This window comes from Nonlabens xiamenensis, from assembly GCF_003865345.1.
Classification (GTDB): domain Bacteria; phylum Bacteroidota; class Bacteroidia; order Flavobacteriales; family Flavobacteriaceae; genus Nonlabens; species Nonlabens xiamenensis.
In genome coordinates, this window is record NZ_RMVE01000004.1 from 282,314 (window position 1) to 304,735 (window position 22,422).

Below are 22,422 nucleotides of genomic sequence, written 5' to 3' on the forward strand. Positions count from 1 at the left end.
TAATCATTTTGTAATGATGACAACTGAAGCTATTGATTGGCACTCTTCCTCTCAAATGTAGGAGTGTTTAACCAATATCGGTCAAAAAATAAGATACAGCCGTGAAGGTTTAACGGGACGTTCACGTGCTCGCCTGCGATTGCTCAGTATATTGCGGCCATGAGTTACCCCAAATTAAAGGTTCCAGATTCCATCCGAACAGAAGCTGAACAAGCCATGTCCTATTATCCCGAATTGCGTAACACTGCTATCGAATTCAAGTTCAATGATATGGTGCGAAAGAACTTTATGCAGGCGCAACCTACCTATGCCAGTATTTTAAAATCCCGCAAAAACCGCGCTTATATCATACTGATCAGCAAAGAGTTTAAAGTAGAAAATCATGTTTTCACTATTGATCAAATACCCAGCGAAGTCCTGATCGGATGGTTAGGTCATGAATTGGGTCATGTGATGGATTATCGGTCAAAAAGCAGTTGGGGAATGCTTATTCTTGGGTTAAAATATCTGTATTCTCCCTCTCATATTCAAGAAGTAGAACGTGCGGCAGATGATTTTGCTGTACGCCACGGGATGGGGGATTACATTCTAAAGACCAAAAATTTTATTCTTAACCACACCAGTCTTTCTGACACCTACAAAGAACGGATGAGGAGGTACTACCTTTCTCCAGAGGAAATTTTAGAACTGATCAATAGATACTCAGATACAGGGCAGACCCCCACCGAAGAGGAGTTGGCTCCCAATTGAATCCATTTATTGTAGAGATGATTGGCCAAAAACATCTGATTGGCTTTTCAGAAATAGTTGTAAAAAAGAAAAGATTTGTCTTACGCTTATTTGGTTTTTTGGCCTTTGACAAAATCCTCCCAGGTCGCAAACTGCTCCTCTTTCATTACTTTTTCCATTTTTACTTGCCCTCCTTTTTTCTTGTTGTGATCATTCCAGTCAGCAAATAATTTTGGTGAGACTTTATGTACTCTAATTCCTTTAAGTGCCTTTTTTCTGGCGACTTTGTAATTTTTATTAGCTTCGGCCAACTTCTGGTCGAGTGCCTGGGCCAGTTCGTCCTCACTAGCTGATGTGGCGGTCCCCAGATACCACACATGGTGGAACTCACCCTCGATCTTTTTGGCGCAAACCGTAAATTCCTTGATACTGGTATCGAATTGTTGCTGTAGTTCAGTAATCGCTGTTTCCATCTTCAGAACGGAGAGTTGGCTACCTACTACGTTTAGGAAAAACTTGGTTCGCCCGGTGATTTTGATTTCGGCCCGGGACTTGTCCGTGAATTTAATGGTATCACCAATGAGGTATCTCCATGCGCCAGCTACCGTTGATATAATCAGGGCATAGTCAACATCTTCCTCAATTTCCTTGAGATTCAGCACCGGTGCACCTTCTTTGATACTCCCATCTTGGGCTACATATTCAGGTTGAAAAGGAACAAATTCAAAATAAATACCTCCATCCGTGATCAATTCCATGGCATCTGTATCCGGCCTTTGCTGGCAAGCGATAAAGCCTTCACTGGCCAAATAAGTATCGATGATTTGTACAGGTCGGCTAAATAGCTTCTCCAAACTGGTTCTGTAAGGTTCAAACGCCACACCTCCAGAAGTATAAACACTTAAGTTGGGCCAAATCTCGTGAATGGAATCGGCCTGATGGTAATCCATGACTTTTTTCAACATCATCTCCATCCAAGACGGAATCCCGCTTAACATCCCAATATCCCAGTTTTTGGCTTCTTCGGCAATTCTTTCCACACGTTGATCCCAGTCTTCTATTGAGGAAATCTCTCTTCCAGGTCTATAAAAGGCATCTAGAAATTCAGGAATTTGACTGGCTGAAATACCACTGATCTCCCCAATAATAAATCCATCTTCTTCATCGAGAGCTGTTGAGCTGCCAAGAGCCAACACCTCAGATTCAAAAGCTTCATTGGGAAGGTCAAAATGAGTCAAAGAACTTACCTGTCGGGTACCTGCTGCCTTGATGGCATCGATCATTTCTTCAGTTACGGGAATGGTCTTGGATTTCTTACCGGTAGTACCACTGGATCTGGCCAGGAATTTAGGACTTCCAGGCCAGGCAATATCTGGGTTTCCAGCCTTCATCTGATTCCACCATTTCTCATTCATTTCATGGTAGTCAAAATACGGTACCGCTTTCGCGAAAGCGGATGCTACTTCATCCTCCTCTAATATTCCTGCAAAATCGTAATACAATCCAAAGGAAGTATTCTTAGCAGTTTTTAAAAGTTTACGTAAAACTTTTTCTTGTGCTTCAACATGATCTGCAGTGCTGGAAAAGCTATCGTGCAGGTGGAGCGCGGTTTTTATAATGGGACCCAACAGAGCCATAAGATCAGTAGTTTAATCCAAAAATACTACCCGGCTGGAGGCACAAGCGTTAAGTTTTAGGTAATTGTTTATTTTTTAATCAATTGATGAACTGAGCTCCCTCCATCCGTGCGCAAACTGATCCAGTACATTTGTGAAGCAGCACCAGAAAGATCTACGTTAAATTGATCCAGCCCACTTACCTCTTTGGATTGAATCAGTCTGCCCTGCAGGTCATAAATATCGTATGCATAGATCTTTAGTGCACCAGTGCTTTGTACAGTAAAGGTTTGACCAAAGGGATTGGGGTAAATATTTACTCCTTGTGTCAATATGCTTTTATTGCTAATAGCCACATCATCAAAATTCAATAGGTAATCCTCCACTTCACCTGCGGTGGTACCACACGGAGAGTCAGGACTATAATAATTATTTCTCACCCTTAATCTCACTGATTGATTCTGCACCGCATGATCAGGCACAACAAACTCAGCAGTACCCGTATTATTGACGTAGCCTGTAAGCATTACAAGTTCATCTGCGCTAAAAACCCTATTCCCGTCAAAATCAATCCAGCCCCTGCCTCGGTCTGGTGAAAAGGCATAATCGAGGGTCATCGTGATTCGGTATCGGTCACCTATTTCCAAAGTAGGCGGGGCATTATCATAATAAAGGGTATAAATATTCTTCCCACTATTATTGGAGAATACTGTCGTATTAGTAGTTAAGTTCTCTAAAGTGACATTGTTGATATAATCAGCACCTGTCCTGGAAGTTCCAGAGGCCTCGCAGTATTCTGTCAATATGTGACGGTACATGAATTTATAGGTTTCAGTTTTCTTCCCTGTACTTGTCGTTGCCACCACCTTAAAGTAAACTTTATCGCTGACTTGTCCGGATGGAATGGGAGTATTAGATTCCCAAGTATCACCCGCAGTGTTTGTCATAGGAATAATGTTATTGAAATTTAGATTGTTGAAGGACCATCGCACTTCTACCCCTGACAAAGTTCCATCGTAGCTAATTTCAGAAGTAACATACTGATCCTGTGATGTATATGGAGTCAGTTCTGTCGGCGGATTGGTGATTGTGGTGTAATTAATAGCTGGATAATTTGCTCGCCCTACCAACTTAGTTTCCCAGAGCCCTCTTCCCCAAGTAGAAGCTTTAAGCGTGTTGGTGGCATATACGATCTCTAGTTCCTCGACTGAAACGTTGGGCAACCCGGTACCTAGAGTAGTCCAGGTGTTTCCCGCTGCTGGTTTGGTAAAAACGCCCAATTCTGTACCCAAATAAATATTACTGGCGTCATCGTGATCCACGACCACGGTATGTACGGGCATATTACCAAGGTTGTAGGTAATATTATTCCAGGTCAAACCACCATCTTTAGATTCATATACTTTCTTACCATCGTTTTGGTAGTTGGCGTATACTACATAGATCGTATCATCATCCAAAGGATCAAAAGCAATGTCCTTGATACTTGAATTGGGAAGGTTGGCGCTTATATTAATAAAGCTACTGCCTGCGTTGGTTGACTTTTCAAGACTGGAACCCCTAGAAATCAACATAATATTGGAGTTATTTTGGGCGATTTCAGCATGTTGAATAGATCCAGTAAACGACGATGGAGTACCTCGCAAGATCCAGTTTTCACCAAAATCGTTGCTTTCAAAAATCTTGCTACTGAAATGAAATACTTTAAGTTGATCATTTGGGTCAAATGCCAAGGGTGCTTCCCAATCTGCATTTCCATTTCCTGACTCGTTGTCGGGTGATATAAGGTCCCTGGTCAAACCACCGTCTCGTGATCTCACTCTGCTACCAAACTGGATGCTCCCGATCATATAATCATCATTTAGGGGGTGAATGATGCCCTCCATACCATCTGCACCGTAATACTCAACCCAACCATTTTCCGTGAGCAGACTGGTACCATTATCTTGGGAACCGACGATAGTTCGCGAGTTGTTGTTCTGACTTACCCCTAACTTGTAATTTTCTCGAATTCCAACAGTCTCGCTCAACAATTTCCAGTTGAGACCGTTGTCACTGCTTTTGGCCAAATATCCATCTGTAGAGACATAAAATACACCATTGATGCATCTGGCGTTTCTGATATCTGCATGTACATATTTAGTCGTGGTCTGAAAATTCTGTGTGAGACTTCCCGTTCCATTGGCGACGTTGCCCAACCACCAATAAGTACGCTGCGTAAAGCTTTGACCTTCATCACTGCTCATTTCTATATCGACACAAGCATTCAGGATTTGATTGGAATCTGTATCGCTGACGGCAAAACCATTTCCACAGCCCAAATTGGGAGTTCCCAATAAGCTAAAAGTTAGCCCGTTATCCGTACTTTTCCATACACCATTGGCTGAACCGAAATAGACACATTCGTTACAGGCAGGGGTAACGCTGATGGTACCTGACCGATTGTTATTGCCGGTGATTTCATTGCTGGGGGTGTAGCTATTTCCTTGGTCCGTTGATCGATAAATAACATTCGCGCCATAAGCTGTAAAATACACGATCTGATCGTCAGTCGAATGGAAATCTATACCCGATACGTTCAGGTTAAACAATTGGGTCCAGGTTTGAAAGCTGTCTGTTGTTTTATATATCCCACGATTTGTTCCTACAAAAAACAAATTGGGCACTTGGGGATGTGCAACTAAAGTATTGATCCTAAAATTACTTCCCAAACCACCTTGCCCAAGGTTGGTGGGATTGAAATTAGTCGGTATCCAGTTGTCTCCACCAGTTGTGGAGCGGTATACACCATGTGAAGTCCCGTTCCGGGCATTGCGCAAACTGATGAACACGTTTTGGTTATTTAGAGGGTCTACTGCAATACTGTTGACTCCAGTAGCCATCAAGAAATCTGCTGTATTCCCAGTCCAGGTCTCACCTCCGTCCAAAGACTTCCAAAAGCCTCCACTTCGAGATCCGATATAAAGGATATTATCGTTGTTAGGATCTACGTAAAAATCTTCAACTCTTCCCATTCCAGGAGCGTAATGACCTGTAATTGTCTCTATGCTTACAGGACCCAATTCGGTCCAGGTAGATCCCATTTTTTCGCGGAACGAGGAAGATTGGGTTTTGGGATGTCTCTGAAAAGCCTGATAAGCTTTTTCCACAAAATAAGGATCCGTCTGGGAGCGGTCACCAGAAGGATAATACTTGTATTCGTTGGCCATCTTCCATCGCATATAACCCTTGTATCCTGAACCTTTTTTCTGGATCTCTATGGTTTCAAAATATGCTTCTGCGGCAGCCACGACTTCGTAAAAGTTGACTGACGGATCTTGCATCATCTCTTTATATTTTTGGGATGATGAAATGTTAAGCCCACTTAGGACGAGGGCTACGGTTAAATACAAGGGGGAAAATTTCTTCATGGCTATCTGAATATCAATGATTTATACTTTAAAGGTAAGAAAAGATTTACAACATTGATCAGTAATAAAGAAAATAACTAGTGGTAGCGTTGAAAAATTTTGCTGGCCTCGTTATAACTGCTCTCAAAAGATGTCATCTTAATGTTAGCATCTGCCTTAACCTGATTGAAGTAACTCAACATTTTTTCTGTAGGCATATTCCCAGTAAGTTCATCCTTGGCCATTGGACAACCACCGAACCCCTGAATCGCACCATCAAACCTGCGACAACCTGCCTTATAGGCGGCATCTATTTTTTCTCGCCAGCTGCGAGGTGTGGTATGCAAATGTGCTCCAAATTCGACTTGTGGATATCTCGGAATTAAATTAGAAAATAGATACTCGATGGTTTGGGGGTCACTGGTACCAACCGTGTCCGATAAAGACAAGATCTTCACACCCAGATTTGCTAACTTTTCTGCCCATTCTCCTACTATATCCACATTCCATGGATCACCATAAGGATTGCCAAAACCCATGGAAATATAGACCACAAGTTGTTTTTCTTTCGCGAAAGCGAGATCAATGATCTCTTTCAATAAGTCAACAGATTGTGCAATAGTCTTATGGGTATTACGCATCTGAAAATTTTCTGAAATGGAAAACGGATAACCCAAATAATCGATTTCTGGATGCTGGCATGCGTCTTGCGCTCCCCTCAAGTTGGCCACAATGGCCAGCAATTTGGATGAAGTAGTAGAAAGGTCTAACATGGATAGCACCTCAGCAGTATCCACCATTTGTGGAATAGCTTTGGGAGATACAAAACTTCCAAAATCAATGGTGTCAAAACCACAACGCAATAAGGATTGTAGATACTGTACCTTAACATTGGTAGGTATCCATTCTTTAATACCTTGCATGGCATCGCGCGGACATTCTATGATTTTAATTTGCTCCATCGGCCCGCAAAGATACGTATTTACGAAATCGATTGATGGTGGAATTTACTCTTGAATAAATGCCTGCAGCAAGCCAGCCACGTCTTCTTGTTTTTCTACATAAAATCTAGCCTCGGTATTCACCCGACCTACTTTGACGGTAATCGCAGAGGATGGAAGATCATGAAACATGAACTCATCGGTCCAATCATCCCCAATACTGAAAATGAACTCATAGTTCTTATTCAAAATGTGATTGGTCGCGGCTTTCCCTTTGTGAACATTACTGCTTTTGATCTCGATCACTTTATTGCCAGATAAGACACTTAGACCGTGATTGCTAGAAAGTTCCTTGATCACATTAGACAACTCATTTGCTCGCATCGCACCTAGTTCCGGATCTGCCTTGCGGTAATGCCAGGCTAGACTGTATTTCTTTTCTTCTATAAAAGTTCCTGGCGTACGGTCAACATACGTCTGTAAAACGGGCTGGATGCTGGGCACCCAATCAGTATTCATTGCTTCGGTGGGATGCCAGTCACCATCCACCTGTTTCTTTAATACACCGTGTTCGGCGATAAGGGTGACGGGAAGATCTTTGAACCATTCCCCTAATGTTTCAGAATCACGTCCACTGATGATCACTACATCGGTTTTGGGTTGTTCTTGGAGTCGGCGCACCATATTCAGGATTTTCTCATCCGGATTGGCCTCAGAGGGATCATTGACAAAACCTCTAAGAGTCCCATCATAGTCTAGAAAAAATATGCGTTGTTGCGCATTGTTGTATTGTTCCAATATTTGGGGCAATCGTTTGTCCGTAAGTTTCTTGGTTCGGATAAATTCTTCATTGACTTTTAAGGCCTGTAATTTACCCATGAAATCGGCCGCCCATTTTTCAACATTATAGCGTCTGAGACGGTTTTGCATGTATTTGTTTCTTTTTTGCTGCTCTTCTACAGGCATTTCCAACGCCTTTTTAATGGTACGGGCAATCAGATCCATATTATTGGGATTGATCAAGAGAGCTTCATTCATTTCTTTGGCCGCCCCTGCCATCTCGCTTAGAATCAGTACTCCGGTACGATCGGTTCTAGTGGCTACATATTCCTTGGCTACAAGGTTCATCCCGTCACGAATAGGTGTAATCAGTGCCACATCACATGAAGTGTAGAGATCGATTAGATTGGTAAAAGGCATGGATCGGTAGAAATACCAAATGGGTGTCCAGCTTACAGTAGCAAATTTTCCATTGATCCTACCAACGAGTTCGTCAATTTCCCGTTTCAGGAGCTGATATTGAGGTACATTTGATCGACTGGGAACGGCCAGCATGACCAATCGTACTTTTTCCACATAATCTGGATAGGTTTCCAGGAAGCGCTCGAAAGCACGGATTCGGTTGGCAATTCCTTTGGTATAGTCCAGGCGGTCAATCGACAGGATCATCTTGGCATCTGGCGTTTCCTGTTGATGATGGTATAACCTTCGCTGCAATTCGCTCTGTGACTTATCGGTTTGTTCCTTGTTTGCTTTCGCGAAAGCGGAAAACTTCTCATAATCAATACCCATGGGAAACGAATCTACGGTTACCACACGATCGGCCATAGTGATGCTGTTAAAGCTTACAGCATGCCCAAGAATACGACTTACCGAACTCAGAAAATGTCGCTCGTAATCATAGGTATGAAAACCGAGCAGATCAGCACCTAAAAGTCCGTTCAAGATTTCTTCCCGCCATGGGATCGTACGAAACACTTCATAGGAAGGAAATGGGATGTGCAGGAAAAATCCAATAGAAACTTCGGGGCGTTTTTCTTTGATCAGTTGAGGCAATAACATGAGTTGATAATCGTGGACCCATACGGTATCTCCATCCTCCAAATTTTCCAGCACTACATCGGCAAATTTCTGATTAACGCTTTTATAAGATTCCCAAAAATTGTTATCAAATTCTGCGTATTCCATAAAATAATGAAACATGGGCCAGATGGTCCGGTTGCTGAATCCATAGTAGAAGCCCTCCAAATCAGATTGACTGAGCTGTACAGCAGCACATTGTTGTTCAGACACCGCGGTTTCAATGTCCTTTTCTAACTGTGGCTCAGTCTCTTCCACGGTTAATCCTGTCCATCCAATCCATACACCATTGCTATCCCTGTGTACGGATTTGAGTCCTGTGGCCAGCCCTCCCACACTGGGTGAGGACGTAACTTTTCCATTTTCGATATTTAATTGTAGTGGTAAACGGTTGGAAACAATGATTGTTTTTGACATAAAAAAGAAGGCTATTGCTCAAATGATTGATTAATCCTTAAATTTCGGAAAAATCAATCGCTCAAAAGAAAATACTGCGTTAAATATGGATAATCTCAATTACGGAATCATTGGAAACTGTCAGAGCTGTGCCTTGATCTCAGATCGGGCTTCGATCGATTGGTGCTGCTTGCCCATTTTTGATTCTGCATCAGTGTTTGCCAAATTGTTGGACGAGAAAAAAGGTGGATCGCTGGGATTTGAGGTGGACGAGTCCTATCAAGTACATCAGGAATACCTATGGCAAACCAATATCCTTAAAACGTCCTTTGACAATGGCAAGGATGCCTTTCAGGTTATCGATTTTATGCCGAGATACCAGCACCAAGACGGTACTTATTATGCACCGCCGGATATTATCAGGTTTATACGTTTGTTGAACGGTAAACCCAGTTTCAAAGTAATATACGATCCCAGATTAGAATATGCTTCCAGTCCGGTATTCACGACAGACGAAGGAAAATACATCTGTAGCCAAACCAAGGATGGCAAGTATGACTCCTTATTTCTTTATAGTGATTTAGGGAATCAGGCGATTCTGGATGGAGAAAATATACTCCTGGAGGACAATGCCTTTATCCTGGTGAGTTACCATGAAAAGTTGAGCGAACAAAGTCTAGATCGTTCCTATCTAAAATTTCAGCGTACCAAGACCTATTGGATGGATTGGAGTGATAAAACAACCCGCTATCCTTTGTATCAAGACGAAATTATACGCAGTGCACTTACCCTAAAAGCCTTGACCTATGAAAAATCTGGGGCAGTATTGGCCGCAGCGACTACTAGTTTGCCTGAGACCATCGGTGAGGTGCGCAATTGGGATTACAGGTTTTGCTGGATCAGGGATGCTTCCATGGTGATACGTGTTATTTCTGGCCTCGGACATCCGTATTCGGCCAAAAAATTCCTGCAGTTCGTGATCGATACCATCCCAGACAAGGATGAAAAAATCCAGATCATGTACGGGATAAATGGGGAGCGCGAACTAACCGAGAATTTCCTGAATCACTTGAATGGTTACCAGGGTTCAAAACCCGTGCGTATCGGTAATGCCGCTTATATCCAGCGACAAAATGATATCTATGGTATCCTGATGGAGGTTATCTATCGACAGTTTGTACAGTTTGAAACCAGTCTGGAAAACCGAGAGGAATTATGGACCATCGTCAAAGGTATTACCAAAATTGTGGAGCAACACTGGCAGGAGCCAGATAAAGGTATCTGGGAGTTACGTACCGAAGACCGGCATTTTACATTTAGCAAGTTATTGTGCTGGGTGGCCATAGATCGAGCCATACAGGTGGGTAAAATTATAGGTAAAACAGAATATTTGAAGCATTGGAGGGAATTGCGGGCGCAAATTTATACGGATATCTATCAACATTCGTGGAGTGATAAAGTTCAGGCCTATACCCAATCCTTCGGCTCAGATGACCTAGACGCCTCTACCTTATTAATGGAGCAATATGGATTTATTGAAGCAGATGACCCCAGATTCATCAGCACTGTCCAGGCCACTGAACGTGAATTGTGTCGGGATGGTTTGATGTACAGGTATAAAAATCAGGATGACTTTGGAGAGCCGAGCTCTTCTTTTACGATTTGTTCTTTTTGGTTGATTGACAGTTTACATAAGATTGGTGAAAAAGAAAAAGCCCGAAAATACTTTGATCAATTATTGTCCTATAGTAATCATCTAGGATTATTCAGTGAAGATATTGACTTTAAAACCAAAAGATTATTAGGCAATTTCCCTCAAGCCTATTCTCACCTGGCCCTCATTGAAACAGCCATCAATTTCTCAAAGGATTAAAAACTTATCAAGGTATCACGGTATTATTATAGCTATGGCAATTCCGATAAAGACCAAGATTTGCAACCATTTCATAGAAGGGGCAAACCAGGTGGAGGATTTGATGAAAGTAGCTGCTTTACCAGCCAACAAAGCGATGCTATAAAAAGTCAACAGCGAGACCAACATAAATATTCCCCCCAAAATATAGATCTGTAGCCATTCAGGTATACGGCTTTCACCGATGACGAATTGAGGTAATAAGGCAAGAAAGAATAAGGTTACTTTTGGGTTGAGCAAGTTCATTGTAATGCCGATCCGGTACAAGGCCCATACCCCTTGTTCATTATTTTTTTGTTGGGAAAGTTCGATGCTCGAATCCGATCTATAAATTTTATACGCCAAATACAGAAGATAAGCCGCGCCAGCGATTTTTATTCCTAACAATAACCACGGACTATCCTTGATCAATACAGCAAACCCAAAAGCTACCAAAGAGGTGTGTACAATACAACCTGTGATCAAACCGCTGGCAATGGCAATGCCATATCTGGCACCACGAGCCACAGATTGTGATAGTACAAAAATGTTATCTGGACCTGGCGAGACAGCCAGCAGCAATGCTGAACCCGCAAATAACAGCCAATTTTCAATCACGGCTTGTGATTTATCAAGGCTTTACAAATGGACTTTACCAATCCTGGCCCTTTATAAACAAACCCGGTGTACAGTTGTACTAAACTGGCTCCTGCCTCAAGCTTATCCATCGCATCTTGTGCAGTCATGATGCCTCCTACACCGATAATGGGGAAAGCCCCATTGCTCTTTTGGTGTAAAAAAGAAATCACTTCTGTGGAGCGATCGGTGAGCGGTGCACCGCTCAATCCGCCGGCTTGATTAATTAATTCTGTTGCTGATTGCAAGTCATCTCTGGCAATGGTAGTATTGGTAGCGATCACCCCATCAATCTGGGTATCTTCAACAATCCCGATAATATCTTCCAATTGGGCCTCTGTGAGATCTGGGGCAATTTTCAGTAGAATAGGTTTCCTCTTTTCTTTTTTTTCATTCAGAGCTTGAAGTGTCTGTAGGATATGTGTAAGCGGCTTCCTATCTTGAAGTTCGCGCAAACCAGGAGTATTGGGCGAACTCACATTAACGGTGAAGTAATCGACGTGGTCAAATAATTTTTCAAAGCAGATGATGTAATCATTGACCGCCTGGTCGTTGGGCGTGGTCTTATTTTTTCCAATATTACCACCGATCAATACATGGTTTTTATGTCCCAGTTTTGGGTTCTTCTTCAGACGATGGACGGCAGCATCTACACCGCCGTTATTGAATCCCATACGATTAACAATGGCTTGATCCTTTTTTAACCTGAATAATCTTGGTTTTGGATTACCTGACTGGGGCTTTGGCGTGAGGGTACCGATTTCTATAAAACCGAATCCCAGCTTTCCAAATTCTCTAAAAGCTTTAGCGTCCTTATCAAATCCAGCGGCGAGACCTACCGGATTGGAAAATTGAAGCCCGAATAACTCTCTTTCCAAATCAGGATGATTCAGGTGGTATCGCTTTCGCGAAAGCGAACCTAGACCAGGAATCTTATAAAGGAATGAAATCGCCCTGAAAGAGAAATGATGCACTGATTCTGGATCAAAAGCAAAGAGCAATGGTCTTATGATGGATGTATACATAGGAATAAGCTTATGCAAAAATACGATCGTTACAGCTTTATTCTATATTTTTACAGCTCTTAAAAATATGACTGATATGAGTAACTATGACGTGATCGTTTTAGGTAGTGGACCCGGCGGATATGTAACCGCTATTCGTGCTTCACAATTGGGACTGAAGACCGCAGTAGTGGAAAAGGAATCCCTGGGTGGTGTATGTTTGAACTGGGGCTGTATTCCCACCAAGGCCTTGATCAAAAGTGCCGACGTATTCAATTACCTGAACCACGCCGAAGATTATGGCCTCAAGGCCGATAATGTGGATAAGGATTTTGATGCGGTTGTCAAGCGATCCCGTGACGTAGCCGATGGAATGAGTAAGGGTGTCCAATTCTTGATGAAAAAGAACAAGATCGACGTCATCATGGGTTATGGAACCTTGAAAAAAGGAAAAAAGATAGAGGTCAAAGCAGAAGATGGCTCCACCTCTACCCTAGAGGCCAAACATATTATTATCGCTACTGGGGCAAAATCAAGAGAGTTGCCTTCGCTGCCACAGGACGGTGAAAAAGTCATCGGTTATAGAGAAGCCATGACGTTAAAGAAGCAACCCAAAAAATTAATTGTGGTAGGTTCAGGCGCTATAGGCGTCGAATTTGCTTACTTCTACAATGCCATGGGTACAGAGGTGACCATCGTGGAATACCTGGACCGCATTGTTCCCGTAGAAGATGTGGACGTCTCAAAACAAATGGAACGCAGCTTTAAAAAATCAGGTATCAAAGTCATGACTTCCAGTGAAGTTACCAAGGTTGATACTTCAGGTAGCGGTGTCAAAGCCCATGTAAAAACAAAAAAAGGCGAAGAAGTACTAGAAGCAGATGTGGTATTGAGCGCTGTGGGGATTGAAACCAACATCAAGAACATCGGATTGGAAGATGTAGGTATTTCTACCGACAGAGGTAAAGTATTGGTCAACAAATGGTACCAAACAAATCTCCCAGGTTACTATGCCATTGGAGATATCACTGCCGGACCCGCTCTTGCCCATGTGGCCAGCGCTGAAGGTATTTTGTGTGTGGAAAAAATCGCAGGTATGCACGTAGAGCCTTTGGACTATGGAAATATTCCAGGATGTACTTATTCTACCCCAGAGATTGCCAGCGTAGGATTGACAGAAGCTCAGGCCAAAGAACAAGGTTATGAGATCAAAGTGGGTAAATTTCCTTTCTCGGCCTCTGGTAAAGCCAAGGCTAGCGGAAATAGCGATGGGTTTGTCAAGGTAATTTTTGATTCTAAGTATGGCGAATGGTTAGGGTGCCACATGGTTGGTGCTGGAGTTACAGACATGATCGCCGAAGCAGTAGTGGCCCGTAAATTAGAAACTACTGGACACGAAGTTCTGAAGGCTGTTCATCCTCACCCAACGATGAGTGAAGCTGTAATGGAAGCCGTAGCCGCAGCTTATGACGAAGTGATCCACATATAGCCAGATATATAACTTCAATTATACAATTGAGGTCGTCTTAAAACAATCAGTAAAAGAGTCGGCTTGAGCTTGTTAAAGACTTATTGTAAATCAATAGGTACAACACTTTAACCAGCTTAGATAGACATTCCAAGGTTGTTTTAAGACGACCTTTTTTTACAACCTCAGCTAGCACCTTTGCCCAGGTTAAAACCTGATACCTGTGCCTACCGTTAGTGTTTACAGGCGCCATGTAGAGGTAGGCAAATCTAGGACCTTAGTTCTGGTGAGCAAGTCCTATCCATACCTTAAATCAACAAAGATTAGTTTTTTGGCCTGATATCTCACTCATAGATGTGCACGAGGGATCAACTTGGGATGCCAAGGTCGAGATGGGATGATAATAACTATCGGTATAGGTTTTTAAATTCAGCCGTGAAGCCTCTCTACGAACTCCACTTGTGCGCGATTCGAAGAGCGTATTGACAGGACAAGCTGAGTCCTAGATGTTAGAATAACCCGATGCTGGCATGTTATTTAAGCTCGGCGGTTACTGAAACTTGGTAATGAACAAAATTAGGTAGCCTGGCAATGAGGTAGGGAAGATCGGATGAATTATTTTCAGAGGCCTTGATGAAGCAAATATTTAAGAGTTAGAGACAAAAACCAAATACACTTTGATTTTTCATGGCTTTTTAGTTTTGATTCGCCACCAATAAAGCCCGTGATGGTGTATTGGTTTGAAACAATAACGCTAAAAAAAATTAGTTGGGGGAGTAAGGATTCTTCTTGTAGAACATAAAAGTGACCTTTTCACCTTTTTTTAATTGTGAAACCAGATCCACAACCTCACCGTTTTTCTTTATCAGCTGGACTTTGGCGGTATTGGGTGGTTTTTGACCCTCATTGATCGCTTGAATGGAAATCGTGTTGATTGGGTCAATGAGCGTTAACTCCATTTCTTTCTTTTTGTTGACAGGAACAAAGCCATTCAGGATTTTATTGCCGTTGATGATCAAATCGATTTGGTCATTATCCTCCTCACCATCATCCCAGATGACAAGTTTGAGGTATTCATCAGGCCAAATTAGGCTTACCGTCTCACCTCCTTGTAACGCATTCTTGGAGTAACGGTTATACATTTTATCCAGATTAATTTTTTCTTTGATGCTATCTGCCACCCGATTGCTTCGGTTGATTTTACGTTTGGACTTTTGTATGCGTTGATTAATTCGTTCAGCCACATTCATTTCTATTTCACCACGCAGGCATGGGGTAAGATCATCATAATAACTTTGGAAATGACCATTGATGCTTGCGCGATTATTTAATTTGCGCAAGGTTCCATCTACATATAAGTAACAAAAATCAAGTTTGGTGATCTTTGATTTGGTGTAGATCATGTCGACTTCACGGAAAGTGATGTGGTTATCTTTATCATTGAAGGTCCCTACAATGCTGGACTTAGTTTCATGCTCTCCATTCAAATCAGTATAAGAATAACCTTTGATCTTTCCTTTTTCTACATCAAAACTGACTTTATAAGTCATTAGCGAGCTGTCAGGAAGTTTTAACAAACCCAAATATTCATACTCTTGGGTCCAGCCGATAAAAAAATTGGCCAGCAGAAAGCCGACCGTTATATATATTCTCATATTCTTTTATATTTGGTAAATATAACTTAATTCATTTTTTATGAAAACCAAATTAACTATTGCTCTTATGAGCCTTTTCATGCTAGTCAGTGGACTCAGCTATGCCTCTTTCCCGGTAGAGAGACAAACCACGCAGGAAACTGTATTGTTGGACAACGGTTCAACTGTTGAAAAAACATCAACTGTTATAAGCTCACCTGCGGCTGTACTTTGGTCTGAAAGCCAGACCATCGCTACTTTGCTTTGGTTTTTCTTAGGCTTTGTTGCTGGTCACAGATGGTATTTAGGCAGTCCAATTGGCTGGAACATTCTATTTATCTTAACACTAGGAGGTTTAGGTATATGGGCATTGATTGATTTGATTGATATTTTGACCGGAAACTATCCTGGTCTATAACAAATCATACTATTATCCAAAGCCTGCTATTCTTTTGATTAGCAGGCTTTTTTTATTTTCCTTGTTCTTGCTCCATAAAACTTAGAATAGCCAGTCGATAACTATCCAATCCAAATCCTGAAATCACGCCTACGGCATTCTTGGAAATAAAGGAGGTATGCCTGTAGTCTTCGCGATCCATGACATTACTTATATGTACCTCAACAACTGGTGCCTCGATGGCAGCCACTGCATCACCCAAGGCCACAGAAGTGTGGGTATATCCTGCAGCGTTTAAAATAACACCATCGAACTCTTCCTTGTCTGCTTCGTGAAGTTTGTTAATTAATTCTCCCTCAACATTGGATTGAAAATGTGCCAATTCCACCTCGCGGAATTTGAACTGTAATTCGCTGAAATAATCCTCAAACGACGTCTCGCCATATACGTCTGGCTCGCGCCGACCTAGCAAATTGAGGTTTGGACCATTGATAATAAGTAGTTTCATAGGTTAAAGATAGTAGGGTTGATGCTTTCGCGAAAGCGATATCAAAAAAAACCGCCGCCATATTTAGTACACTCCTGTCACAAATAATATGAGAGGATCATTATAGAATGAATGGGCACCCCCTATTTAAGAGGAAATCCATTCAACATCTTCCAAGACAATGCCTTGGCAACCTAAGGAAAATAAGAGAGCTAGCCCATCAAAACCACTTTGGGCCATTAGAGGAAACCGCTTTTTTTACCATCTGTGATACCTACCGCATGCCCTAACCCTCACCCATCCCAAAATCAGAATGTCTAAAAACGAAAAATATCAGTAAGCTTGATCGGAAAAAATTGTACACCGTTCGCTTCATTCTCATCTAAGGTTGTTTGCAAATCCTCGGTGAAATAATTGGTAAAACTTATTGCACCTCCCGGTAAAGGCACCTCAGCAGTTTTAAATAAAAGAACAAAAAAATGCCCTCGGATGGAGAGCATTTTTATAAAAATTGAATTTTAATTTCTAGAATTTATATCCGATAGAAAGAGAAAGCACCGAATTGGTTAAATCATCTCCAAAGGTGTCATCATCCTCATAGATATTGCTCAATCCAATCATGTAACGTGCGGTTGCACTAAGTCCTTCCAACGTTGATCCTTCCTTAAATTTATAGGACAATCCGCCACCTGCACTCAGGTCAATTGTCTCTGCTCCCAAGTCATCTTCTACCTCTTCACCATTGATTTCATAACTATCGCCTACTAAAAACCCAACCTGAGGTCCCGCTTCAATGGCCAAACCACTACCGCCTAAGTAAAATTTTGCAAGAACTGGTACATTAATATAATTCAAATTGAGTTCCTGTTCCAAAGTAGAACCACCAAATGTAGTTTCGCTTTGCAAGCCTTGTTGAGAATAAATGGCTTCTGCTTGCAGTCCAAAAGCATCGCTGAACATATACTCTCCAACCAATCCCACCATAATTCCAGTGCGACCATCTGCATCTTCTACGTTATCTCCTTGAAGTTTTGCAAAGTTAACTCCAGCACGCACTCCAAAATCTATTTCTTGGGCGGCCAATAACCCCGATCCCATCAAGGTCATTATTGCAATCAATAAAATCTTTTTCATAGTTTTAGTTTTAGTTTTAAGTTGATGCTAAACTAGAAATACGCTTGGTGCGGAAATGTGAAAGCCTTGTGAATTCTTATTTTTTTATTATAATACCATAAAATTTCATTAAAAAATGCAGTGGAGCCATGCCGCCAAGGACTTTTACCAATATTGTAGACTCGAACGCGGTCTATCTGAGAATACCATTAAGGCTTACACACGAGACTTGAGTAAGTTGACCGTTTGGTTAGACCACTCTTCTGAATCAGCCACTCCAATTGATATCAATCAAGAAGTTTTACGCACCTATTTATATAGTCTTGCCAAAACCGTACAACCCAGATCACAGGCACGAAACTTGAGCAGTCTGAAGGCCTTTTTTAATTACTTGATGCTGGAAGGTTACCGGGATGACCATCCGCTGGAACTGATGGAAAGCCCTAAAATAGGTCGCAAATTGCCAGACAGTCTCAGCACTAAAGAGATCGATTCAATGATCCAGGCTATCGACAGAAGCACACCTGAGGGTGAACGCAACAGAACCATAGTAGAAACTTTATATGGCTGTGGGTTACGGGTAAGCGAACTTATCACATTAAAGATAAGTGACCTCTTTTTTGACGAAGGCTTTATTAAGGTATTGGGAAAAGGTGACAAACAACGATTTGTTCCCATTGGACTTTATACCATAGAAATTATTCAGTTGTACATCAATGAGGTACGAATTCACATTCCTACAAAGTCGGGCCATACGGACACTTTATTCCTCAATAGGCGAGGTGCTGGACTGACCAGAGCGATGATCTTTCATGTAATCAAACAACTTGCGGCCAAAGCAGGTATCAAAAAAAAGGTGAGTCCGCATACCTTTAGACATAGCTTTGCCACCCACCTTTTACAAAATGGTGCAGATTTGCGATCCATCCAAATGATGATGGGTCATGAAAGCATCACTACCACTGAAATTTATATGCACGTGGATAAAGCACATCTATCAAAAGTGCTGGAGACACATCATCCGAGAGCTTGATATAGCGCTTTCTGTGGAACACCAGATTGAAAAAATGAGGCGCTTACTTGTCCTAAAGTTATGATAATCCAGAGGGATAATTTTGTGTACGCTTTCGCGAAAGCTAACTTTATACAATTGATCATTAATACGTATATCATTTAATACACCATACCAATGAAATCATTAAATTTTGCCAACGGCGACCAACTGGCTGCCATCGGATTAGGAACCTGGAAATCAAAACCGGGAGAAGTAAAAAAAGCCATCAAAACCGCCCTAAATGCGGGATATAAGCATATTGACTGTGCTGCCATCTATGGAAACGAACAAGAAATAGGTGAGGCATTCAACGAAGTCTTTTCTGAAGGGAAAATCAAAAGGGAAGATATTTGGATTACCTCAAAATTATGGAATAATGCGCATCTCAAGGATGATGTAGCCCCAGCGCTTGAAAACACCTTAAAAGACTTGCAACTGGATTATCTAGATCTTTATTTGATTCACTGGCCGGTTGCATTCAAGCCCAATGTCCAAATGCCAGATGGACCTCAAGATTACTTGACACCGCAAGAAGCCCCAATTCATGAAACATGGGAAGCTATGGTCGAGCTTAAAAAACAAGGTAAGGTGAAACACATCGGGGTCTCCAATTTTTCTACTAAAAAATTAGATGAATTGTTGGATAAAACCTCAGAAATTCCAGAGATGAACCAGGTGGAACTTCACCCTTTGTTACAACAAAATGACTTGTTTGAATACTGTGCAGAAAAGGGAATACATCTCACAGGCTATTCTCCTCTGGGCAGTGGTGACCGTAGTGAAGGTATGAAACAAGAAGACGAACCCAATATGTTGGAAAACGACACGATCAAGTCCATCGCCCATAAACATCAGGCCACTCCAGGGCAGGTCCTGATCGCCTGGAGTGCTCATCGCGGAACGGCTGTCATTCCTAAATCTACCAATGAGGGCCGAATCAAAGAAAATCTGGCTGCTTCAGATGCGGTTTTCTTTGACAAAGAAGATTTAAAAAAACTGGCCGAGATGGATCGTCACTATCGATATGTGACTGGCAAATTTTATCAGGTACCAGAAAAGGGATATCCCAATATTTACGACGAATAAAAATACCCAGTACTGGGTATTTTAATTCAAACAGCCCTATAGCATATTTGTCTCAAGCGTTTGTATTGAGCTTAGGGCATATCATTTGACTGGGTAAAGATCTATTTGAGTAAAGTGGATTTATTCCTACCGAATTCGTCAATACGTTCATTTATAAATGCGGAAATAGAGGAGTTAGGGGCCCTCTTTTCCAAACAAAAAACCGTTGGAACCAAAAGCTCCAACGGTTTTACATTTTAGGGGGAAATAAGACCTCTACTTGGCGATATTGACAGCTCTGGTTTCACGGATCACCGTAACCTTTACCTGACCCGGATACGTCATATCAGTTTGTATTTTTTGGGAAATCTCAAAGGACAATTGTGCTGCACGATCGTCGTTGATCTTTTCACTCTCGACCATCACACGAAGTTCGCGACCTGCTTGGATGGCATAAGCCTTTTCCACACCTTTGAATCCAAAGGCAATATCCTCTAGATCTTTCAATCGTTGGATATAGGAATCCAAGACCTGCCTTCTCGCTCCAGGACGTGCTCCACTGATAGCATCACAGACCTGAATAATTGGTGACAAGAGCGAGGTCATTTCAATTTCGTCATGGTGTGCTCCAATGGCGTTACATACTTCTGGTTTTTCTCCGTGCTTTTCGGCCAATTTCATTCCTAGAATAGCGTGTGGTGTTTCATCTTCTGTTTCTGGCACTTTTCCTATATCGTGTAATAATCCAGCGCGTTTGGCCAACTTGGCATTAAGACCTAATTCAGCCGCCATCGTTCCACATAATTTCGCTACCTCCCTACTGTGTTGAAGCAAGTTCTGACCATAAGAGGAACGGTATTTCATGCGTCCCACCATCTTAATGAGTTCTGGATGTAGTCCGTGGATACCTAAATCAATCACAGTTCGTTTACCTACTTCAGCAATTTCCTGATCGATTTGTTTTCTGGTCTTACGTACGACTTCTTCTATTCGCGCAGGGTGAATTCTACCGTCGGTTACCAACTTATGAAGAGACAAACGGGCCACTTCTCTTCTCACAGCGTCAAAACAAGAAAGGATGATAGCATCTGGGGTATCATCTACGATAATTTCTACTCCGGTAGCGGCCTCAATAGCGCGGATATTTCTACCTTCCCTACCGATGATTCGTCCTTTCACGTCATCACTTTCAAGGTTAAATACGCTAACGCAGTTTTCTACCGCCTCTTCGGTTCCAATGCGTTGAATGGTGTTGATAATCACCTTACGAGCTTCTTGTTGAGCGGTAAGCTTTGCTTCTTCAATCGTCGTTTGGACAATAGACATGGCCTCGGTTTTGGCTTTATCTTTTAAGGTTTCCACCAACTGTTTTTTGGCGTCCTCGCCAGACATACCGCTGATAACCTCCAGTTGTTTTACCTGACTGTCGTGCATTTTTTCTACCTCTTCCATCTTTTTATAGACGGAATTGCGTTTCTCTTCTACTTCAGCAAGCTTGTTTTCTAGTGTCTGGTTGAGTTTTTTATTTTTAGCTAACTCACTGGAGACTTTGGATTCTTTGTCCTTGGCACGCTTTTCAGCATCACTCATTTTCTTTTCTCTGGCCATGATCTCCTTTTCATGTTTGGCCTTGAGATCCATGAATTTTTCCTTTCCTCGGTAGAGCTTATCGTTTGTGATTTTTTCCCCTTTTGCCTCGGCCTCCTTGAGGATATTTTCTGCGTCCTTTTTGGCGTTGGCGATGAGGCTGGATGCCTTACCTTTTTCAACGATGGATTTTGCGATAAAAAAGCCTATTGCCAGGCCTATGACTAATGCCACTATTGCGGCTATAATTGTATTTGGTTCCATTGGTTTATATATATAAAAAAACCTGCACAAGTTTGGGTTTTGTATGAACTCCTTAAATAAAGTTTAGAGCTAGCTGGCTGATCAAGGATCCGGCCCATAGGTCCGGCTTGCTTTTACAACCACGATTCACCCTTTTTAAAGAATTATGTGTTGAGTTCACCAAAAAATGAAACAAGTGCAGGTAATGACTTCTTATGTTTAAAGAACGATTATGACAATTGCTGGTCGAGCAAGTTTTTCAAGACCTCTAATCGGTCCTTGGCTTGCTCTACGTCAGCCTGGTCATCTATTTTAATTTGCTCTGATTTTGCCGCAAACTGCAAGGCACACATGGCCAGAACATCTTGTTTATCCCTCACGGCATAGCTCTGTTCCAGCTGTTTGATCATCGCCTCAATATTTTTAGCAGCTTTACGTAAACCTTCTTCCCTTGAGGGGTCGATGGTCAACGGATACACCCTGTCTGCAATCGATATTTTGATTTTGAGTCTATCTGCCACCTTTAAGTCAATTGTGTGATACATTGATCAATTTCCCTGATCAGTGCGTTTATTTTGAGCTTTGTTTTTGTTTTGTAATCATCACTACCTAGCATCGCATTTGCCGTTTTCAATGCAACATTTCTGTCCTCACTGGCCTTTAAGGATTCCATAAGCGCTTTCTGGTCCTTTTCTAAAGACAAAACACGCTGTTCTTGATCTTTCATTTGGGCCTTCAGTCTGGTGTTTTCTTCTATCAAGCGCTTGATCCTGAGCTCAATTTCCGAAATTTGGGACGTTAATGTGGGCATAAAGGCAAATTAAATGCAATCTCTACAAATCTAGGATTCCAAAACAACAATTCAAATATTTATGGAACAAAGTTTGAAAAGCTTTTCATAATCCTTTGGCA

At 41.9% G+C, this 22,422-nt stretch carries 18 protein-coding genes and 1 other RNA gene; 6 read left to right on the forward strand and 13 right to left on the reverse strand.

The annotated features are described in order from the left end of the window. The first annotated feature begins 159 nt into the window (after positions 1-159). Positions 160-750 carry a hypothetical protein gene (locus EGM47_RS12045; RefSeq protein ID WP_124981069.1) on the forward strand — a complete coding sequence of 197 codons (591 nt, stop codon included), beginning with the start codon at positions 160-162 and terminating at the stop codon, positions 748-750. A gap of 86 nt (positions 751-836) precedes the next feature. On the opposite strand, the gene EGM47_RS12050 is transcribed toward EGM47_RS12045, so the two are convergent. The 4 genes from EGM47_RS12050 to EGM47_RS12065 form a co-directional block, all read right to left on the reverse strand. After that, positions 837-2,366, reverse strand: a complete 1,530-nt coding sequence (locus EGM47_RS12050; RefSeq protein ID WP_124981070.1) for a GH3 family domain-containing protein — start codon at positions 2,364-2,366, stop codon at positions 837-839. 68 nt (positions 2,367-2,434) lie between these two features. Beyond that, a complete protein-coding gene (locus EGM47_RS12055) occupies positions 2,435-5,755 on the reverse strand; it encodes a GEVED domain-containing protein (protein ID WP_124981071.1) in 3,321 nt (1,106 codons plus the stop codon). A gap of 77 nt (positions 5,756-5,832) precedes the next feature. Beyond that, the gene (locus EGM47_RS12060) at positions 5,833-6,696 is read right to left on the reverse strand and encodes a hydroxymethylglutaryl-CoA lyase (RefSeq protein ID WP_124981072.1); all 864 of its coding nucleotides are present in this window, start codon (positions 6,694-6,696) and stop codon (positions 5,833-5,835) included. A 45-nt stretch (positions 6,697-6,741) separates the two neighbouring features. Beyond that, positions 6,742-8,952 (reverse strand): bifunctional alpha,alpha-trehalose-phosphate synthase (UDP-forming)/trehalose-phosphatase, encoded by a 2,211-nt coding sequence (locus EGM47_RS12065; protein WP_124981073.1) that lies wholly within the window; start codon positions 8,950-8,952, stop codon positions 6,742-6,744. Between the two features lie 85 nt (positions 8,953-9,037). Between EGM47_RS12065 and EGM47_RS12070 the strand changes: the two genes are divergently transcribed. Then, the gene (locus EGM47_RS12070) at positions 9,038-10,804 is read left to right on the forward strand and encodes a glycoside hydrolase family 15 protein (RefSeq protein WP_124981074.1); all 1,767 of its coding nucleotides are present in this window, start codon (positions 9,038-9,040) and stop codon (positions 10,802-10,804) included. Positions 10,805-10,819: 15 nt separating this feature from the next. On the opposite strand, the gene EGM47_RS12075 is transcribed toward EGM47_RS12070, so the two are convergent. Together EGM47_RS12075 and EGM47_RS12080 are read right to left on the reverse strand one after the other, a co-directional pair. Next, on the reverse strand, positions 10,820-11,440 hold the full coding sequence (locus EGM47_RS12075; protein WP_124981075.1) for a LysE family translocator: 621 nt from the start codon (positions 11,438-11,440) through the stop codon (positions 10,820-10,822). Continuing rightward, entirely contained in the window at positions 11,437-12,483 is a 1,047-nt protein-coding gene (locus EGM47_RS12080; RefSeq protein WP_124981076.1) for a quinone-dependent dihydroorotate dehydrogenase, read from the reverse strand. Before EGM47_RS12080 ends, EGM47_RS12075 begins: the two co-directional genes overlap by 4 nt. A 76-nt stretch (positions 12,484-12,559) precedes the next feature. On the opposite strand from EGM47_RS12080, the gene lpdA reads away from it, so the two are divergent. After that, positions 12,560-13,951, forward strand: coding sequence for a dihydrolipoyl dehydrogenase (gene lpdA / locus EGM47_RS12085; RefSeq protein ID WP_124981077.1), 1,392 nt, complete (start codon positions 12,560-12,562; stop codon positions 13,949-13,951). A gap of 743 nt (positions 13,952-14,694) precedes the next feature. Here lpdA and EGM47_RS12090 read toward each other — a convergent pair. Further along, the gene (locus EGM47_RS12090; RefSeq protein WP_124981078.1) at positions 14,695-15,585 is read right to left on the reverse strand and encodes a hypothetical protein; all 891 of its coding nucleotides are present in this window, start codon (positions 15,583-15,585) and stop codon (positions 14,695-14,697) included. 40 nt (positions 15,586-15,625) lie between these two features. Between EGM47_RS12090 and EGM47_RS12095 the strand changes: the two genes are divergently transcribed. Next, a complete protein-coding gene (locus tag EGM47_RS12095) occupies positions 15,626-15,982 on the forward strand; it encodes a TM2 domain-containing protein (RefSeq protein ID WP_124981079.1) in 357 nt (118 codons plus the stop codon). Between the two features lie 52 nt (positions 15,983-16,034). Here EGM47_RS12095 and aroQ read toward each other — a convergent pair whose 3' ends face one another. Both aroQ and EGM47_RS12105 read right to left on the reverse strand, forming a co-directional pair. Next, the gene (gene aroQ / locus EGM47_RS12100) at positions 16,035-16,469 is read right to left on the reverse strand and encodes a type II 3-dehydroquinate dehydratase (protein WP_124981080.1); all 435 of its coding nucleotides are present in this window, start codon (positions 16,467-16,469) and stop codon (positions 16,035-16,037) included. A 504-nt stretch (positions 16,470-16,973) separates the two neighbouring features. After that, positions 16,974-17,582 (reverse strand): porin family protein, encoded by a 609-nt coding sequence (locus EGM47_RS12105; protein WP_124981081.1) that lies wholly within the window; start codon positions 17,580-17,582, stop codon positions 16,974-16,976. A 115-nt stretch (positions 17,583-17,697) separates the two neighbouring features. Between EGM47_RS12105 and xerD the strand changes: the two genes are divergently transcribed. Both xerD and EGM47_RS12115 read left to right on the forward strand, forming a co-directional pair. Then, the gene (xerD, locus tag EGM47_RS12110) at positions 17,698-18,594 is read left to right on the forward strand and encodes a site-specific tyrosine recombinase XerD (protein WP_124981082.1); all 897 of its coding nucleotides are present in this window, start codon (positions 17,698-17,700) and stop codon (positions 18,592-18,594) included. A 156-nt stretch (positions 18,595-18,750) separates the two neighbouring features. Next, a complete protein-coding gene (locus EGM47_RS12115) occupies positions 18,751-19,701 on the forward strand; it encodes an aldo/keto reductase (protein WP_124981083.1) in 951 nt (316 codons plus the stop codon). Positions 19,702-19,956: 255 nt separating this feature from the next. On the opposite strand, the gene rny is transcribed toward EGM47_RS12115, so the two are convergent. From rny to EGM47_RS12135, 4 genes are all read right to left on the reverse strand, one after another. After that, positions 19,957-21,531, reverse strand: coding sequence for a ribonuclease Y (gene rny, locus EGM47_RS12120; RefSeq protein WP_124981084.1), 1,575 nt, complete (start codon positions 21,529-21,531; stop codon positions 19,957-19,959). A 45-nt stretch (positions 21,532-21,576) separates the two neighbouring features. After that, positions 21,577-21,687, reverse strand: a non-coding RNA gene (gene ssrS, locus EGM47_RS12125) — 6S RNA. Positions 21,688-21,740: 53 nt separating this feature from the next. Next, the gene (locus EGM47_RS12130) at positions 21,741-22,031 is read right to left on the reverse strand and encodes a cell division protein ZapA (RefSeq protein WP_164510889.1); all 291 of its coding nucleotides are present in this window, start codon (positions 22,029-22,031) and stop codon (positions 21,741-21,743) included. 2 nt (positions 22,032-22,033) lie between these two features. Further along, positions 22,034-22,321 carry a hypothetical protein gene (locus EGM47_RS12135; RefSeq protein WP_124981086.1) on the reverse strand — a complete coding sequence of 96 codons (288 nt, stop codon included), beginning with the start codon at positions 22,319-22,321 and terminating at the stop codon, positions 22,034-22,036. Positions 22,322-22,422 lie beyond the last annotated feature (101 nt).

Excerpts from the sequence above, each read along its gene's own strand:
- EGM47_RS12045 (WP_124981069.1), top strand. The coding sequence starts at position 160 with ATGAGTTACCCCAAATTAAAGGTTCCAGATTCCATCCGAACAGAAGCT.
- EGM47_RS12050 (WP_124981070.1), bottom strand. The coding sequence starts at position 2,366 with ATGGCTCTGTTGGGTCCCATTATAAAAACCGCGCTCCACCTGCACGAT.
- EGM47_RS12055 (WP_124981071.1), bottom strand. The coding sequence starts at position 5,755 with ATGAAGAAATTTTCCCCCTTGTATTTAACCGTAGCCCTCGTCCTAAGT.
- EGM47_RS12060 (WP_124981072.1), bottom strand. The coding sequence starts at position 6,696 with ATGGAGCAAATTAAAATCATAGAATGTCCGCGCGATGCCATGCAAGGT.
- EGM47_RS12065 (WP_124981073.1), bottom strand. The coding sequence starts at position 8,952 with ATGTCAAAAACAATCATTGTTTCCAACCGTTTACCACTACAATTAAAT.
- EGM47_RS12070 (WP_124981074.1), top strand. The coding sequence starts at position 9,038 with ATGGATAATCTCAATTACGGAATCATTGGAAACTGTCAGAGCTGTGCC.
- EGM47_RS12080 (WP_124981076.1), bottom strand. The coding sequence starts at position 12,483 with ATGTATACATCCATCATAAGACCATTGCTCTTTGCTTTTGATCCAGAA.
- lpdA (WP_124981077.1), top strand. The coding sequence starts at position 12,560 with ATGAGTAACTATGACGTGATCGTTTTAGGTAGTGGACCCGGCGGATAT.
- EGM47_RS12090 (WP_124981078.1), bottom strand. The coding sequence starts at position 15,585 with ATGAGAATATATATAACGGTCGGCTTTCTGCTGGCCAATTTTTTTATC.
- EGM47_RS12095 (WP_124981079.1), top strand. The coding sequence starts at position 15,626 with ATGAAAACCAAATTAACTATTGCTCTTATGAGCCTTTTCATGCTAGTC.
- aroQ (WP_124981080.1), bottom strand. The coding sequence starts at position 16,469 with ATGAAACTACTTATTATCAATGGTCCAAACCTCAATTTGCTAGGTCGG.
- EGM47_RS12105 (WP_124981081.1), bottom strand. The coding sequence starts at position 17,582 with ATGAAAAAGATTTTATTGATTGCAATAATGACCTTGATGGGATCGGGG.
- xerD (WP_124981082.1), top strand. The coding sequence starts at position 17,698 with ATGCAGTGGAGCCATGCCGCCAAGGACTTTTACCAATATTGTAGACTC.
- EGM47_RS12115 (WP_124981083.1), top strand. The coding sequence starts at position 18,751 with ATGAAATCATTAAATTTTGCCAACGGCGACCAACTGGCTGCCATCGGA.
- rny (WP_124981084.1), bottom strand. The coding sequence starts at position 21,531 with ATGGAACCAAATACAATTATAGCCGCAATAGTGGCATTAGTCATAGGC.
- EGM47_RS12135 (WP_124981086.1), bottom strand. The coding sequence starts at position 22,321 with ATGCCCACATTAACGTCCCAAATTTCGGAAATTGAGCTCAGGATCAAG.